Origin of the sequence: Pantoea sp. RIT-PI-b (genome assembly GCF_001187905.1) — a bacterium.
In the GTDB taxonomy this organism is placed as follows: domain Bacteria; phylum Pseudomonadota; class Gammaproteobacteria; order Enterobacterales; family Enterobacteriaceae; genus Pantoea; species Pantoea nemavictus.
The window spans coordinates 131,978-146,643 of record NZ_LGIS01000020.1 but is presented as its reverse complement, the minus strand read 5'-3'; the positions used below and the strand labels follow the sequence as shown (position 1 = coordinate 146,643).

At 54.0% G+C, this 14,666-nt stretch carries 13 protein-coding genes; 6 read left to right on the top strand and 7 right to left on the bottom strand.

Annotated features, from left to right (window positions below):
- Positions 1 to 134 precede the first annotated feature (134 nt).
- Positions 135 to 776 carry a tellurite resistance TerB family protein gene (locus AC790_RS13225; protein WP_049852077.1) on the bottom strand — a complete coding sequence of 214 codons (642 nt, stop codon included), beginning with the start codon at positions 774 to 776 and terminating at the stop codon, positions 135 to 137.
- Between the two features lie 161 nt (positions 777 to 937).
- Between AC790_RS13225 and purT the strand changes: the two genes are divergently transcribed.
- The gene (gene purT, locus AC790_RS13220) at positions 938 to 2,116 is read left to right on the top strand and encodes a formate-dependent phosphoribosylglycinamide formyltransferase (protein WP_049852076.1); all 1,179 of its coding nucleotides are present in this window, start codon (positions 938 to 940) and stop codon (positions 2,114 to 2,116) included.
- Between the two features lie 71 nt (positions 2,117 to 2,187).
- Here purT and AC790_RS13215 read toward each other — a convergent pair whose 3' ends face one another.
- Positions 2,188 to 2,829, bottom strand: coding sequence for a bifunctional 4-hydroxy-2-oxoglutarate aldolase/2-dehydro-3-deoxy-phosphogluconate aldolase (locus AC790_RS13215; RefSeq protein ID WP_049852075.1), 642 nt, complete (start codon positions 2,827 to 2,829; stop codon positions 2,188 to 2,190).
- A gap of 187 nt (positions 2,830 to 3,016) precedes the next feature.
- Positions 3,017 to 4,492, bottom strand: a complete 1,476-nt coding sequence (gene zwf, locus AC790_RS13210) for a glucose-6-phosphate dehydrogenase (RefSeq protein WP_049852074.1) — start codon at positions 4,490 to 4,492, stop codon at positions 3,017 to 3,019.
- 372 nt (positions 4,493 to 4,864) lie between these two features.
- Here zwf and AC790_RS13205 point away from each other — a divergent pair, with 372 nt between their 5' ends.
- From AC790_RS13205 to AC790_RS13195, 3 genes are all read left to right on the top strand, one after another.
- Complete coding sequence (locus tag AC790_RS13205) at positions 4,865 to 5,719, top strand: MurR/RpiR family transcriptional regulator (protein WP_049852073.1); 855 nt, start codon at positions 4,865 to 4,867, stop codon at positions 5,717 to 5,719.
- 107 nt (positions 5,720 to 5,826) lie between these two features.
- A complete protein-coding gene (gene pyk, locus AC790_RS13200) occupies positions 5,827 to 7,269 on the top strand; it encodes a pyruvate kinase (protein WP_007889568.1) in 1,443 nt (480 codons plus the stop codon).
- Between the two features lie 86 nt (positions 7,270 to 7,355).
- Positions 7,356 to 8,591 carry an MFS transporter gene (locus tag AC790_RS13195; RefSeq protein ID WP_007889567.1) on the top strand — a complete coding sequence of 412 codons (1,236 nt, stop codon included), beginning with the start codon at positions 7,356 to 7,358 and terminating at the stop codon, positions 8,589 to 8,591.
- 25 nt (positions 8,592 to 8,616) lie between these two features.
- On the opposite strand, the gene lpxM is transcribed toward AC790_RS13195, so the two are convergent.
- The 3 genes from lpxM to znuA form a co-directional block, all read right to left on the bottom strand.
- Positions 8,617 to 9,594, bottom strand: a complete 978-nt coding sequence (gene lpxM, locus AC790_RS13190; RefSeq protein WP_007889566.1) for a lauroyl-Kdo(2)-lipid IV(A) myristoyltransferase — start codon at positions 9,592 to 9,594, stop codon at positions 8,617 to 8,619.
- 126 nt (positions 9,595 to 9,720) lie between these two features.
- A complete protein-coding gene (gene mepM, locus AC790_RS13185) occupies positions 9,721 to 11,049 on the bottom strand; it encodes a murein DD-endopeptidase MepM (protein ID WP_007889564.1) in 1,329 nt (442 codons plus the stop codon).
- A 13-nt stretch (positions 11,050 to 11,062) separates the two neighbouring features.
- Positions 11,063 to 12,034 (bottom strand): zinc ABC transporter substrate-binding protein ZnuA, encoded by a 972-nt coding sequence (znuA, locus tag AC790_RS13180; protein WP_049852072.1) that lies wholly within the window; start codon positions 12,032 to 12,034, stop codon positions 11,063 to 11,065.
- A gap of 76 nt (positions 12,035 to 12,110) precedes the next feature.
- Here znuA and znuC point away from each other — a divergent pair, with 76 nt between their 5' ends.
- Together znuC and znuB are read left to right on the top strand one after the other, a co-directional pair.
- A complete protein-coding gene (gene znuC / locus AC790_RS13175; RefSeq protein WP_049852071.1) occupies positions 12,111 to 12,866 on the top strand; it encodes a zinc ABC transporter ATP-binding protein ZnuC in 756 nt (251 codons plus the stop codon).
- Complete coding sequence (gene znuB / locus AC790_RS13170) at positions 12,863 to 13,648, top strand: zinc ABC transporter permease subunit ZnuB (RefSeq protein WP_007889561.1); 786 nt, start codon at positions 12,863 to 12,865, stop codon at positions 13,646 to 13,648. The genes znuC and znuB overlap by 4 nt, the downstream gene beginning before the upstream one ends.
- 7 nt (positions 13,649 to 13,655) lie before the next feature.
- On the opposite strand, the gene ruvB is transcribed toward znuB, so the two are convergent.
- Positions 13,656 to 14,660 carry a Holliday junction branch migration DNA helicase RuvB gene (gene ruvB, locus AC790_RS13165; protein ID WP_007889560.1) on the bottom strand — a complete coding sequence of 335 codons (1,005 nt, stop codon included), beginning with the start codon at positions 14,658 to 14,660 and terminating at the stop codon, positions 13,656 to 13,658.
- Between the last annotated feature and the right edge of the window lie 6 nt (positions 14,661 to 14,666).

Here is a 14,666-nt window from a genome sequence, read left to right as displayed (position 1 = left end):
TCTTCTCCCTGAAAGACAATATCCAGCAAGCGTGGCACTAATCGCGCGTGATGCCAAGCTGCAAGCATCATCACCCAGCGCAGGATAAACCAACCAGCAAAAATAAAGGCTGCGAACGCAGCCTTTGCAGCAGATTACGCGGCTTTTTCCGCGTCGATATCGCGCTGGATACCGTCGCGTACATCTTGCGGAATTTTTAGCGCATCACCTAACGCGGAGAGATAGCTGCGCTCCATAAAGTGGTCGACATCAATGGCTGCACAGCTTAGGAAATAGAGTTCCAGCGCCTCTTCTTCGTTCTTAACATCTGCCGCCAGCCAGTGAGGATCCAGCGGACGGTTCATCGCCTGCTGAATCAAAGCTTCGGCTTGTGCGCCATAACCGGCTTGTTGAATGTTTTGTTCAATCGCCGCGCGCTCGGCATCGTCAATATGACCGTCGCTCTTTGCCGCGAAAACCAGCGCCGTCACTAAGCGTTCTGCGCGTTGATCCATCGGCGTTTGCAGTTGGCCGAAACCGGCCTCATCCTGATGAGTTTCCCGGATACGCTGCTTATATTTATTCCACAGCAGCGCACCAGCCGCCGCTCCGCCGCCTAGCAGCAAGGCTTTGCCGCCGTATTTGGTCAGCAGCTTACGCGTAGACTTGCTGCCGACCAGCAAGCCCGCCAGACCGCCTAACGCGCCAGGTGCCAACATATCGCTCAATCCACCGGATTTTCCTTCACCACTCTTTTTCGCCAGCACTGATTGAATTTGCTGCAGCCAATTGCTCATTGTTTAACTCCCGTTTAAATTTCCGCTCACCATGCTGCCGCAGGCTGTGTCAGTTAACGTCAGAGCGAGAAAAGTATGGCAAACCTGATGAAGCTGAAAGCGTGAGTACGCAAACGTTTTCGTTTATACTGCGCGCGCATTTTGACTGCTAAGGTGAAATTATGACGACTCTCGGAACCGCGCTGCGCCCTGCCGCTACGCGTGTCATGCTGTTAGGTTCAGGCGAATTAGGCAAAGAAGTGGCGCTGGAGTGCCAACGTCTTGGTGTGGAAGTGATCGCGGTGGATCGTTATGCCGATGCGCCCGCCATGCACGTTGCGCATCGTAGCCACGTAATCAATATGCTGGACGGTGATGCGCTGGCCGCGCTGATTGCGCAAGAACAGCCGCACTTTGTGGTGCCAGAGATTGAAGCTATCGCCACCGAAAAACTGCTGGAACTGGAAGCTCAAGGCCAGAAAGTGGTGCCCACCGCGCGCGCTGCACGGCTGACCATGAACCGCGAAGGCATTCGTCGTCTGGCGGCGGAAGAGTTGTCCCTACCGACCTCGACCTACCAGTTTGCCGATAGCAAAGCGAACTTTGTCGCTGCGACGAATGCCATTGGATTCCCGTGCATCGTCAAACCCGTGATGAGCTCATCCGGGAAAGGCCAAAGCTTTATCCGCGAAGCCAGCCAACTGGATAAAGCCTGGGATTATGCCCAGCAAGGCGGACGCGCCGGTGCGGGCCGCGTTATCGTCGAAGGCGTGGTGAAGTTTGATTTCGAAATCACCCTGCTGACCATCAGCGCGGTTGATGGTATCCACTTCTGTGCACCGATTGGTCATCGTCAGGAAGATGGCGATTATCGTGAATCGTGGCAGCCGCAGCAGATGAGTGAACTGGCGCTGCAACGCGCACAGGATATCGCCGCTAAGGTAGTGAAAGCGCTCGGCGGTTACGGTCTGTTCGGCGTGGAGCTGTTCGTATGCGGTGATGAGGTTATCTTCAGCGAAGTGTCACCGCGTCCGCATGATACCGGTATGGTAACGCTGATTTCGCAGGATCTTTCGGAGTTCGCGCTGCATGTACGCGCCTTCCTCGGCCTGCCAATTGGCGGCATTCGTCAATATGGCCCGGCGGCTTCGGCCGTTATCCTGCCGGAGTTGAACAGCCAGAACGTGCAGTTTGTTAATATCGAAGCCGCGCTGGGTGCAGGTTTGCAGCTGCGCCTGTTTGGTAAGCCGGAAATCGCCGGTCAGCGTCGTTTGGGTGTCGCATTAGCGACCGGAGAAAGCACCGATGACGCTATCGCGCGTGCTGTTGCCAGTGCGGCAGCGGTGAAAGTGGAAGGTTAGGTTAACAGGTCGCCATGCGTGGCGACCCGAAGCTGTAAGGTGCGCACACCCTGCGCACCTGTTAAATGACGCTACGCTCTTGCTCCTTCAACCGCCTCACGCGCCAGGCGCGTAATCCGCTCCCAGTCACCGGTTTCCAGCGCATCATTCGGCACCAGCCACGAACCGCCAATGCACAGCACGCTTTTCAGCGCCAGATAATCACGATAATTGGCCGGCGAGATGCCGCCGGTTGGGCAGAAACGCACTTGTGGGAACGGGCCACCAATCGCCGACAGCGCTTTTACGCCGCCATTCGCTTCCGCCGGGAAGAACTTGAACTCACGCAATCCATAATCCATACCGGTCATCAATTCTGACACCGTGCTGATACCTGGAATTAAGGGTACCGGACCTTCCACCGCTGCCTTGAGCAACGACTCAGTCAAACCTGGGCTGATAACAAACTGCGCGCCCGCATCCGTGACTTCTTTGAGCTGCTGCGTGTTAATCACCGTACCAGCGCCTACTATCGCTTCTGGCACTTCTTTAATCATCGCACGTAGCGCATCCATCGCTACCGGCGTACGCAGTGTCACTTCCAGCACACGCACGCCGCCAGCCACCAGCGCTTTTGCCATCGGCACCGCGTGTTCCAGCTTATTAACCACGATGACCGGCACGACCGGGCCCGTTTTCAGGATCTGTTCAGCACTTGTTTTCCAGTTCTTCATCACGTTTCCTTAGTTGCATCAGCCCGGCGCACGGCCACGCTGTCAATAATTGGGCTCTACCATACAAGATCGGCTGGAGCGGCGTCCATCGGATATCAAAATTTTTTGAAACCCGGGTTCACTTTTCAGAAAAATGAATTTTGGACGAAAAAAAGCCCGCACATTCGGCGGGCTTGGTTTGGTGCGCTTATTCGAACTCGTTCCAGGAACGGCCATCGCGCGTAATCATCGCGACAGAGGCAACCGGCCCCCAGGTGCCGGCCTGATACGGCTTCGGCGCCTCGGCATCGGCGTTCCAGGCGTCAATGATGGAATCGACCCAGCCCCACGCCGCTTCAACTTCGTCACGGCGGACAAACAGCGCCTGAATACCGCGCATGGTTTCCAGCAGTAGACGCTCGTAAGCATCGGCCAGATGCGACTGGTTAAAGGTTTCGGAGTAGCTCAAATCCAGCTTGGTGGTCTGCAGTTTATGCTTGTGATCGAGTCCCGGCACTTTGTTCAGGATTTCGATATCCACGCCTTCGTCCGGCTGCAGACGAATGGTCAGCTTGTTCTGTGGCAGCTCAGCGTACGAATCTTTGAACAGGTTCATCTCTGGATTCTTGAAGTAAACCACCACTTCAGAGCATTTCGTCGGCAAGCGTTTGCCGGTGCGCAGATAGAACGGCACGCCAGCCCAACGCCAGTTGTCGATATCCACGCGGATGGCAACGAAGCTTTCGGTCGCGCTCTGCTTGTTCGCGCCCTCTTCTTCCAGATAGCCCGGCACTTTTTTGCCCTGCACAAAGCCTGCGGTGTATTGGCCGCGCACGGTTTTATCGCGCACGTTGGTCTGATCAATACGGCGCAGTGAACGCAGCACTTTTACTTTCTCATCACGAATCGCATCGGCGCTGAGATCGGACGGCGGCGACATGGCAATCATGGTGAGGATCTGTAACAGGTGGTTCTGGATCATGTCACGCATCTGACCGGCTTTGTCGAAGTAACCCCAACGGCCTTCGATGCCGACCTCTTCTGCCACGGTGATTTGCACGTGGTCGATGGTGCGATTATCCCAGTTATTCACGAAGATAGAGTTGGCGAAACGCAGCGCCAGCAGGTTGAGCACCGTCTCTTTACCAAGATAGTGGTCAATACGGAAGACCTGGCTCTCTTCGAAGTATTTGCCCACGCTGTCATTGATCTCTTGCGAGGTTTCTAATGACGTCCCGAGCGGCTTTTCCATCACCACGCGCGCCGGTTTGGCGTTCAGCTTAGCCGCGCCCAGTCCGTCGCAAATCGCCCCAAAGGTGCTGGGTGGCATAGCGAAGTAGTTAATGGTGACGCGATTTTTCTGGTCAAGCATTTTGCCCAGTTTGGTGAAATGCGAGGTGTCATTAACGTCGAGGTTACAAAAATCGAGACGGCTGCTGAGCGTATCCCACAGCGCTTCATCGATCTTCTCTTTCATGAAGGTTTCCAGCGCTTCACGCACCACTTTGGTATACGCGTCTTTGTCCCAGTCCGCGCGTCCCACGCCAATAATGCGAGTGGTTTCATGAATCTGACCGGCTTTTTCCAGCTGATACAGTGATGGCAACAGTTTACGGCGTGCAAGATCGCCTTTGGCACCGAAAATCACCAGATCGCATGCCTGGGCTGTTTGTGTAACCGCCATTTTCCTCTCCTCGTTGCAGGATATACCCGGCTTGAGCGTTCTCATCACGCCGGGTCCTTATTGTAATTTTCTTACAGCACAATGTACGTTTTTCGCCGCGCCAGGACAACCCGAACACGGCGCTTTGCTGGCGTTAACTGTGAACGTAATAAAGGTGTTAAGTGTGGTGTCGCGTGCCATTTGGCCACATTTTCTGTTTCGATATTTGTCGAGGCAAAACACGTCAGCGATCAAAGTATCGCAAAAAATTCGCGTTTACATTTGTCCTCCGCTGCGTGCGAGGTGCTATTACACGGTATATTCTTGTCAATTGGCAGCGATTTCATTGATCGATGAACGCTGAAAAGTGATTGACGCTCATTAGGTTAAACCATGCTGGAACAGATTCAGGCGCAATTAGACGCGCTGAGTAAATCAGAACGCAAAGTGGCAGAGCAAATTCTTGCCGCGCCTCAACAGGCGATGCACTCCAGCATCGCCACGCTGGCGCGTGCTGCCGAGGTGAGCGAACCAACGGTAAACCGCTTCTGTCACCGCATGGGAACGCGCGGCTTTCCTGATTTCAAACTGCAGCTCGCGCAGAGCCTGGTCAAAAGCCCGAACTGGGTCAGCCGCGATGTGGAAGAAAATGACAGTGTCGAAAGTTACAGCCATAAAATATTTGATTCCGCGCTGGCGGGTTTGAGTCGCGTCCGCCAGCAACTCGATTCACAGGTCATTCGTCAGGCTGTTCAGGCCCTGACGCAGGCACATAAAATCGCCTTCTTCGGCCTTGGTGCGTCAGCCGTAGTGGCACACGACGCCACCAACAAATTTCTGCGCTTTAATCTGCCGGTCATCTGGTCAGAGGATATTGTGATCCAGCGCATGAGTTGCATAAATAGTGGACCAAATGATGTATTTGTTCTCATCTCGCATACTGGCCGCACCAAAAATATGATAGAACTGGCTCGCCTGGCGCGTGTAAACGCTTCCACTGTGCTGGCTATCACTTCTCCAGGTTCCCCGCTGGCGGCGGAAGCCACATTGGCATTGACGCTGGATGTGCCTGAAGATACCGATATCTACCTGCCGATGGTTTCCCGCCTGGCACAATTAACCGTGGTGGATGTTCTGGCGACAGGGTTTACCCTTGAGCGCGGCGCCTCTTTCCGTGAGAATTTGAAACGGGTCAAAGAAGCGCTGAAAGATTCGCGCCTGGAAAAGCAGGTGCAGGAAAATAATTAACATCACATTCACAATGTGAGTCGAATCACAGCCCATCGATCATATAGAATAGATGAACACTACGTGTCACTTGAGAGCGACACGATACTTTGCTAACGGAGTCCTTCATGTCCAGACGTCTCAGAAGAACCAAGATCGTTACAACCCTCGGCCCAGCTACCGATCGCGACAACAACCTCGAAAAAATCATCGCGGCAGGTGCAAACGTTGTACGACTCAACTTCTCCCACGGCACCCCAGAAGATCATCAGCAGCGTGCCAATAAAGTGCGTGAAATTGCCGCAAAACTTGGCCGCCACGTGGCGATTCTGGGTGACCTGCAGGGTCCTAAAATTCGCGTATCGACCTTCAAAGAAGGCAAAGTATTCCTCAACGTCGGCGATCGTTTCCTGTTAGATGCCGATTTGAGCAAAGGCGAAGGCGATAAAGAGAAAGTCGGTATCGACTATAAAGGCCTGCCAGAAGACGTGGTACCGGGCGATATCCTGCTGCTGGATGATGGTCGTGTTCAGTTGAAAGTATTGGAAGTTCAGGGCGTAAAAGTGTTCACCGAAGTCACCGTCGGCGGCCCGCTTTCCAACAATAAAGGCATTAACAAACTCGGCGGCGGTCTTTCAGCAGACGCGCTGACGGAGAAAGACAAAGTCGATATTATTACCGCCGCCAAAATCGGCGTTGATTATCTGGCCGTCTCTTTCCCGCGCAATGGCGAAGATATGAATTATGCGCGTCGCCTGGCGCGTGATGCAGGCTGTGACGCTAAGCTGGTGGCTAAAGTTGAACGTGCTGAAGCGGTTGCCTCGCAGGAAGCGATGGATGACATCATCCTGGCTTCTGACGTGGTGATGGTGGCGCGTGGTGACCTGGGCGTTGAGATTGGCGATCCTGAACTGGTCGGTATTCAGAAAGCCTTGATTCGTCGCGCGCGCCAGCTGAACCGCACCATCATTACCGCGACGCAGATGATGGAATCGATGATCACCAATCCAATGCCTACGCGTGCAGAAGTCATGGACGTGGCAAACGCCGTGCTGGATGGTACGGATGCGGTGATGCTGTCAGCAGAAACCGCAGCGGGTCAATATCCGGCAGAAACCGTGTCAGCGATGGCAAAAGTGTGCCTTGGTGCAGAAAAAATCCCGAGCGTTAACGTTTCTAAGCACCGCCTTGAGGTGCAGTTCGATAACGTTGAAGAGGCGATTGCCATGTCCGCGATGTATGCAGCCAACCACCTGCAAGGGGTTTCTGCCATCATCACCATGACTGAATCGGGCCGCACTGCGCTGATGACTTCACGTATCACCTCGGGTTTGCCGATCTTCGCTATGTCACGCCACGAACGTACGCTGAATCTAACCGCGCTGTACCGTGGCGTTACGCCAGTATTTTTCGACAGCAATAATGATGGTGTTGCCGCCGCGCACGATGCAGTGAACCTGCTGCGCGAAAAAGGTTTCCTCGTTTCAGGCGACCTGGTGATTGTCACCCAAGGCGACGTGATGTCGACCACCGGCACCACCAATACCAGCCGTGTGCTGCGCGTAGATTAATACGCACGTCTGACAGCGGCTGTAACAACATGGACAAACGCGACTGCCTGGCAGTCGCGTTTTTATTTTTTTGACAAGGAGGCCAAATGGCCCGCTATCAACCTATAACCCAACTTACCGGGCGCGTGCTGCTGTTTCCGCTCGCCCTGGTGTTGTTTGAATTTGCGACCTATATCGCGCATGACATGATTCAGCCCGGCATGCTGCTGGTTACCTCTGAATTCAGCGTCGGCCCCGAATGGGTATCCACTTCGCTGACCGCCTATCTCATGGGCGGCGTGGTACTGCAATGGCTGCTGGGCCCGCTTTCTGACAAATATGGCCGCCGCCCGGTATTACTGTTTGGCATTCTGTTCTTTGCAGCCGCCTGCATTCTGACCACCTGGGTTAGCAGCATTGAAGAGTTCGTCGCGCTACGCTTCATTCAGGGCATTAGCCTGTGCTTCATTGGCGCAGTCAGCTACGCGGCAGTGCAGGAAGCTTTTGCGGAAGCCCTGGCGGTACGCATGATGGCGCTGATGGCTAACGTTGCGCTGCTGGCACCTTTAGCGGGACCACTTGCCGGTGCGGCGTGGCTTACCGTTGGCGAGTGGCGCAGCATGTTTTGGCTGTTTGCCATTTGCAGCGTGGTTGCTTTTGCCCTGTTGTGGCGCGTAATGCCCGAAACCGCTGGCGACCGCAGCCACTCTATCGCCCTGCCGACCCTGGCGCGCGGCTATGCCCGCTTAGCACGCGATCGCCAGGTGATGTACGGATCGTTCGCGATCGGCCTGGTATTTATCCCGATCCTCACGTGGGTGGCGCTTTCGCCAGTAATTTTAATGCACGATGAAGGATTATCGCGGATGCAGTACGCGCTGCTACAGCTGCCGGTATTTCTGGCAATGATTGCCGGCAATATCACGCTGGGTAAATTGGCGGGTCGCGTACCCATTGAGCAACCGGTGAAATTTGCCGCCTGGCCAATTCTGATTGGTCTAAGCATTTCACTGCTGGCCAATCTGCTCGACAGCCATACTTATTTGCTGCTCACCGCCGGTTTAAGCCTGTACGCATTTGGCGCAGGCATGGTAAACGCCGGTCTGTATCGCCTGACGCTCTACTCCAGTAATGAAGGCAAAGGCAGCGTTGCGGCGATGCTTGGCATGATCAGTATTCTGACGTTAGCGATCGGCATTGAACTGGCAAAAAGTGGCTACTTCAGCGGCGGAACCCCCTGGTTTAGCGGCATTAACTTTGCGGCTGGCGTGCTGTGGTTTGCGCTGGTGACGCTGTTCCTGCGGGAACGTAAACGTCGCAGTCATGTCGCAGAGGTAGAATGAGAAAGGGGCCAAACGGCCCCTTTTCTTATTTCTTGCGTGGATAAAGATCGTTACGCGCATAAGGTTCAATATCTCCCTCCTTGCGCGTTTTTAGCAGCTTCAAAATCCACGTGTACTGTTCAGGATGTGGACGCACGAAGACTTCCACTTCTTCATTCATACGGCGTGCCAATGTGTGGTCATCGGCATCCAGCAGATCGTCCATAGGTGGACGCACATAGATTTCCAGACGATGAGTTTTGCTGTTATACACTGGGAATAACGGCACCACGCGCGCGCGGCACACTTTCATCAGGCGCCCAACGGCAGGCAATGTGGCTTTGTAAGTAGCAAAGAAATCGACAAACTCACTATGTTCTGCGCCGTGATCCTGGTCGGGCAGATAATAGCCGTAATATCCCTGACGTACGGACGCGATAAACGGCTTGATGCCATCATTGCGTGCATGCATGCGACCGCCAAAGCGACGCCGCACCGTGTTCCATAGGTAATCCATTAACGGATCGCTTTGGTTATGGAACATTGCCGCCATCATTTGGCCTTCAGACGCCAGCAGCATAGCCGGAATATCCACGCCCCAACCGTGCGGCACTAAGAAAATGACGTTTTCTTTATTTGCCTGCAGTTGCTCGATAATTTCCCTACCGTGCCACTCAACACGCTTACGCACATGCTCAGGATTGCGCAGGCCCAGCTCGGCCATCATGGCCATCGCCTGCGGTGCAGTAGCAAACATACGATCAGCAATCTCTTCGCGCTGCGCCTCACTCAGTTCCGGCAGGCAATAGTAGAGATTGATCAGCGCACGACGCCGCGCACTTTTCGCCAGCTTACCGGCGAACTTGCCCAATCCGCCCAGAATCGGATCGCGCACGCTGGCGGGAAGTAATGCCATACCAGCCAGCGCGCCAACCGCTAACCAGCTGCCCCAGTATTTCGGCTTTAAAAATGAACGTTGAAAAACGGGAATAAACTCACTGTTATTTTTCTTTCGGGTTTCCATGCACTCGCCTCTGTCAATGACCGGTCAATAATAGTGACGATGATTAAATTTGCAATCTTCATGCGCCAGATAGCAAAAAACCGACGAAGAATCCGTCGGTTTTTTCCGTCTGCGCACAATGATGCGTTATTTCAACGTTAACTGCGGCAACCAGGTTTTGACTTGCGCCATATACGTGCTGCGATCTTTACCTGTCAGGCCTTCCATGCGCGGCAACTTCGCCGTCAGTGGGTTCACCGCCTGGTTATTGATCCACACTTCGTAGTGCAGATGTGGACCGGTCGAACGTCCGGTGTTACCTGAAAGCGCAATGCGATCGCCACGCTTCACTTTTTGCCCCGGTTTAACTAGCGCTTTGCTCAGATGCATGTAACGCGTCATATACTGACGACCATGACGAATCGCTACGTAGTTACCGGCAGCGCCGCCGTTCTTCGCCATGACCACTTCACCATCGCCAACGGCCAACACTGGCGTACCAATCGGCAGCGCAAAATCGACACCTTTATGGGGTGCGATACGGCCCGTTACCGGATTGAGGCGGCGTGGATTGAAGTTTGAGGAAACGCGATACTGCTTAACCGTTGGGAAACGCATAAAGCCGCGTGCCAGACCCGATGCATTACGATCGTAGAACTTGCCATCTTCGGCGCGGAAAGCGTAATAATCTTTGCCACCGGAGCGTAAACGTACGCCCAGCAGCTGACTTTGCGCACTTTTTCCACCGAGCATTTCACGCGACATCAGCACACTAAAATCGTCGCCGGCGCGCAGTTTACGGAAATCCATCTGCCACTGCATCGCTTTGATCACGTTACTGGTCTCAGCGCTGCTCAAGCCTGCACGTTGAGCGCTGGCAGCAAAGCTACCGCGCACTTCACCCTTCAGCACGCTGTTCTGCCATTCACCCTTTTGCAGCTCTTGCTGCATCTTAAAGCTGCCGTTATCTGCACGCTGATAAGTACGGGTTTCACGACGATCGATTTCCCAGCTGAAGGTTTGCAGTTGGCCATCCGCATCCAACGTCCAGCTCAGCTGCTGACCGACGCGCATATTACGCAGATCTTTATCACTGCTTACCAACGCGTTGATATCACCCAGCTCAATGCCGTACTGATTCAGGGCGCTGCTTAACGTATCACCCGAAGAGATGGTGTAATCGTGGATGTTAGGATTGTCCGGGACATCTTTATCAATGTCGTCAGCAGGAATATCTTCTTCCGGCTCTTCCGTGGTTTGATCGATCGGTTCACTGGCTTCCGGCAACAGTGTACGTAGTTCGTCTTTGTCCAGCGCGATGGTTTTCACGATGGGCGCAACATCACGAGGATGATAAACGTAAGGCCGCCATACAGCGACGGCCAAAGTGACTACGGTTAATGAACCCAGCATAACGCGGTGGGGGCGCGGCAAATTATTAAATGCGAGGGCGACAGAGCGGGCTATCTGCTGCACTTTTACTTATTCCTCATGCTCCATTCAGGCAGCTCGCATACTGGCTCGACAACTCTGTGAGAAACTTCACGTAGCTGTCTTTAGATAAGCTGATGTCTGTTCCCAGCGGATCTAACGTACCTTTACGCACGCTAGTGCCACGGGACACGGCATCGATGACGGCCGGTCTGAATTGTGGCTCAGCAAAAACGCATACTGCTTTCTGCTCAACCAACTGTGTTCGTATTTGATGTAAACGCTGAGCGCCCGGCTGAATCTCAGGATTAACGGTAAAATGCCCTAAAGGCGACAAACCGTAATGTTTTTCAAAGTAGCTGTAAGCGTCGTGAAAAACGAAATAACCCTTGTTCCGCACAGGCACGAGTTGCGCGCCGATGTGTTTGTCTGCATCGGCTAATTCTGCCTTAAATTCCTGCAGATTAGCGTCAAGTTTGGCTTTGCTTTGCGGCATAAGTTCCAATAATTTTCCATGGATTGCAACCGCAGATTGTATGGCCATGTCAGGTGACATCCACAGGTGCATATTAAACTGCCCGTGGTGCTGATGTGCATGAGACGCGTCCTGGTCTTCAGAATTTTCTGAGGCATGGTTATGATCGTGATCGTGCTCATGTTCATCATCATCTTCATCGCCGCTGATCAACAGAGGTTTTATGCCTGGCAAAGCAGCAATTTCGAGGTTTTTATTGGCGGGTAATTCTGCCGCTGACTTGGTCAAAAAGGCTTCCATTTCTGGTCCAACCCAAACGACTAAGTCTGCGTTTTTTATACGTTTTACATCGGAAGGACGTAAGGCATAATCATGTTCTGATGCGCCATCAGGCAGCAATACTTCAACAGGCGTAATGCCATCAGCGATGGCGGCTGCGATAAATCCGATTGGCTTGATTGATGCCACTACCGCTGAACGCGCGGGCAGTGCGCTTGAGGCAACGATTGCCGCAGCAGTAAGGGTGAAAACAAAGTGCTTTTTAATGTGTAACATAATACGTCATTCCATCGTGACCCGGTGATGGAATGTGATATTATAACATTCGAAATTCAATGCAACCGTAAATATCATGTCGCCACTTGTTACCCTTGAAAACATTTCCGTGAAGTTCTCCCAGCGTCCGGTGCTTGCAGGCGTTAGCCTGACACTCGAACCGGGAAAAATTCTCACGCTGCTTGGCCCAAATGGCGCCGGCAAATCTACGCTAGTGCGTGCGGTGCTCGGGTTGCTTAAACCTACCAGCGGTAGCGTCAAGCGAGCCGCTGATTTGCGCATCGGTTATGTGCCGCAAAAACTGCATATCGATCCCACTCTCCCCATCACCGTTGAGCGCTTTATGCATCTTTCACGCGGTACCAAGCGCGATGCCATTTTACCCGCACTAAAACGCGTGCAGGCCGGGCATCTGCTCAATGCGCCGCTGCAAAAACTTTCGGGCGGTGAAACCCAGCGCGTTTTACTGGCGCGTGCACTGCTTAATGAACCTCAGTTGCTGGTGCTGGATGAGCCGACGCAGGGCGTTGACGTCAATGGCCAAGTTGCGCTGTACGATTTGATCGACCAGCTGCGTCGCGAGCTGAACTGTGCCGTGCTGATGGTTTCACACGACCTGCATCTGGTGATGGCGAAAACCGACGAGGTATTGTGCCTCAATCATCACATCTGCTGTTCCGGCACGCCGGAAGCGGTGTCACAGCATCCGGAATTCATCGCGATGTTTGGCCCACGCGGCGCGCAGCAGTTGGCGATCTATCGCCATCACCATAATCATCGTCACGATTTACAGGGACGTATTGTTCTGCGCAAAGGAAATGGCCCGTCATGATTGAACTGTTATTACCTGGCTGGCTGGGCGGCGTCTTGCTGGCGCTGGCGGCCGGTCCGCTCGGCTCGTTTGTCGTCTGGCGCCGCATGTCCTACTTCGGCGATACCCTCGCCCACGCATCGCTGCTTGGCGTGGCGTTTGGTTTGCTGCTCAACGTTAATCCTTATTACGCGGTAATTATGGTTACCGTGTGTCTGGCGTTAGGATTGGTGTGGCTGGAACGTCGTCCGCATTTGGCTATTGATACGCTGCTCGGCATTATGGCGCACAGTGCGCTTTCGCTGGGTTTAGTGGTGGTCAGCCTGATGCAAGGGGTGCGTGTGGATTTGATGGCCTATCTGTTTGGTGACCTGCTGTCGGTAACCCCAGATGATCTTTGGATGATGGGCGGCGGCGTGGCGATTGTGCTGGCAGTAATGGCGTGGCAATGGCGCTCCCTGCTGTCAATGACGATCAGTCCGGAACTGGCGCAGGTGGATGGCGTTAATATTCAACGCACACGCTTAATGCTGATGTTAGTGACGGCGTTAACCATCGGTGTAGCCATGAAGTTTGTTGGTGCGTTGATCATTACTTCGTTGCTGATTATTCCGGCAGCCACGGCACGGCGCTTCTCGCGCTCGCCGGAACAGATGGCGGGTTACGCAGTGATTATCGGTATTATCGCTGTCACCGGCGGACTGACCTTCTCCGCTAATTACGATACGCCAGCCGGACCTTCAGTGGTGTTATGCGCTGCGGTGCTGTTCATCTTTAGCATGGCAAAAAAACCGGCGGCCTAGCGCCGGTTTACTCTTCGCGACTGATACCGAAATGTTTATAGGCATGCTGCGTTGCCATCCGGCCGCGCGGCGTGCGCTGAATGAACCCTTGCTGGATGAGGAAGGGTTCAATCACATCTTCGATGGTTTCCCGCTCTTCTCCAATCGCCGCCGCCAGGTTATCAAGCCCAACCGGACCACCCGAGAACTTGTCGATAATCGCCAGCAGCAGCTTGCGGTCCATATAATCGAAGCCCTGGCTATCGACGTTAAGCATATCCAGCGCGCTGGCTGACACTTCACCGCTCAGGTTGCCGTTGGCGCGAACTTCGGCGAAATCACGTACACGGCGTAACAGGCGATTGGCGATACGCGGCGTACCGCGCGCGCGACGCGCAATTTCTAACGCACCCTCTTCGCTCAGCGCGAGTCCCAGACAAGCCGCACTACGACCGACGATGTGTTGCAAATCGGGCACGTTATAGAACTCAAGGCGCTGGACGATGCCGAAACGATCGCGCAGGGGTGAGGTTAATGAACCGGCGCGCGTTGTGGCGCCAATCAGGGTAAACGGCGGCAGGTCGAGCTTGATCGAACGCGCAGCCGGACCTTCACCGATCATGATATCCAGCTGATAATCTTCCATCGCCGGATACAACACCTCTTCCACCACCGGCGACAGGCGATGGATTTCATCGATAAACAGCACATCGTGGGGTTCAAGATTGGTGAGCATCGCCGCAAGATCGCCGGCTTTCTCCAGCACCGGCCCCGAAGTGGTGCGCAGGTTAACGCCCATTTCGTTGGCAACGATGTTGGCCAGCGTGGTTTTACCTAATCCCGGTGGGCCGAAAATCAGCAGATGATCGAGTGCATCGCCACGCAATTTCGCGGCCTGGATGAAAATCTCCATTTGCTCGCGCACCTGCGGCTGGCCAACATATTCCGTCAGCAGCTTAGGGCGAATGGCGCGGTCGAGCGTTTCTTCTTCATTAAAGGAACTGCCCGAGACCAGGCGATCGGCTTCAATCATGCTTTA

Bases quoted from the DNA above. Each gene is read 5' to 3' on its own strand.
- AC790_RS13225 (WP_049852077.1), bottom strand. From the start codon at position 776: ATGAGCAATTGGCTGCAGCAAATTCAATCAGTGCTGGCGAAAAAGAGT.
- purT (WP_049852076.1), top strand. From the start codon at position 938: ATGACGACTCTCGGAACCGCGCTGCGCCCTGCCGCTACGCGTGTCATG.
- AC790_RS13215 (WP_049852075.1), bottom strand. From the start codon at position 2,829: ATGAAGAACTGGAAAACAAGTGCTGAACAGATCCTGAAAACGGGCCCG.
- zwf (WP_049852074.1), bottom strand. From the start codon at position 4,492: ATGGCGGTTACACAAACAGCCCAGGCATGCGATCTGGTGATTTTCGGT.
- AC790_RS13205 (WP_049852073.1), top strand. From the start codon at position 4,865: ATGCTGGAACAGATTCAGGCGCAATTAGACGCGCTGAGTAAATCAGAA.
- pyk (WP_007889568.1), top strand. From the start codon at position 5,827: ATGTCCAGACGTCTCAGAAGAACCAAGATCGTTACAACCCTCGGCCCA.
- AC790_RS13195 (WP_007889567.1), top strand. From the start codon at position 7,356: ATGGCCCGCTATCAACCTATAACCCAACTTACCGGGCGCGTGCTGCTG.
- lpxM (WP_007889566.1), bottom strand. From the start codon at position 9,594: ATGGAAACCCGAAAGAAAAATAACAGTGAGTTTATTCCCGTTTTTCAA.
- znuA (WP_049852072.1), bottom strand. From the start codon at position 12,034: ATGTTACACATTAAAAAGCACTTTGTTTTCACCCTTACTGCTGCGGCA.
- znuC (WP_049852071.1), top strand. From the start codon at position 12,111: ATGTCGCCACTTGTTACCCTTGAAAACATTTCCGTGAAGTTCTCCCAG.
- znuB (WP_007889561.1), top strand. From the start codon at position 12,863: ATGATTGAACTGTTATTACCTGGCTGGCTGGGCGGCGTCTTGCTGGCG.
- ruvB (WP_007889560.1), bottom strand. From the start codon at position 14,660: ATGATTGAAGCCGATCGCCTGGTCTCGGGCAGTTCCTTTAATGAAGAA.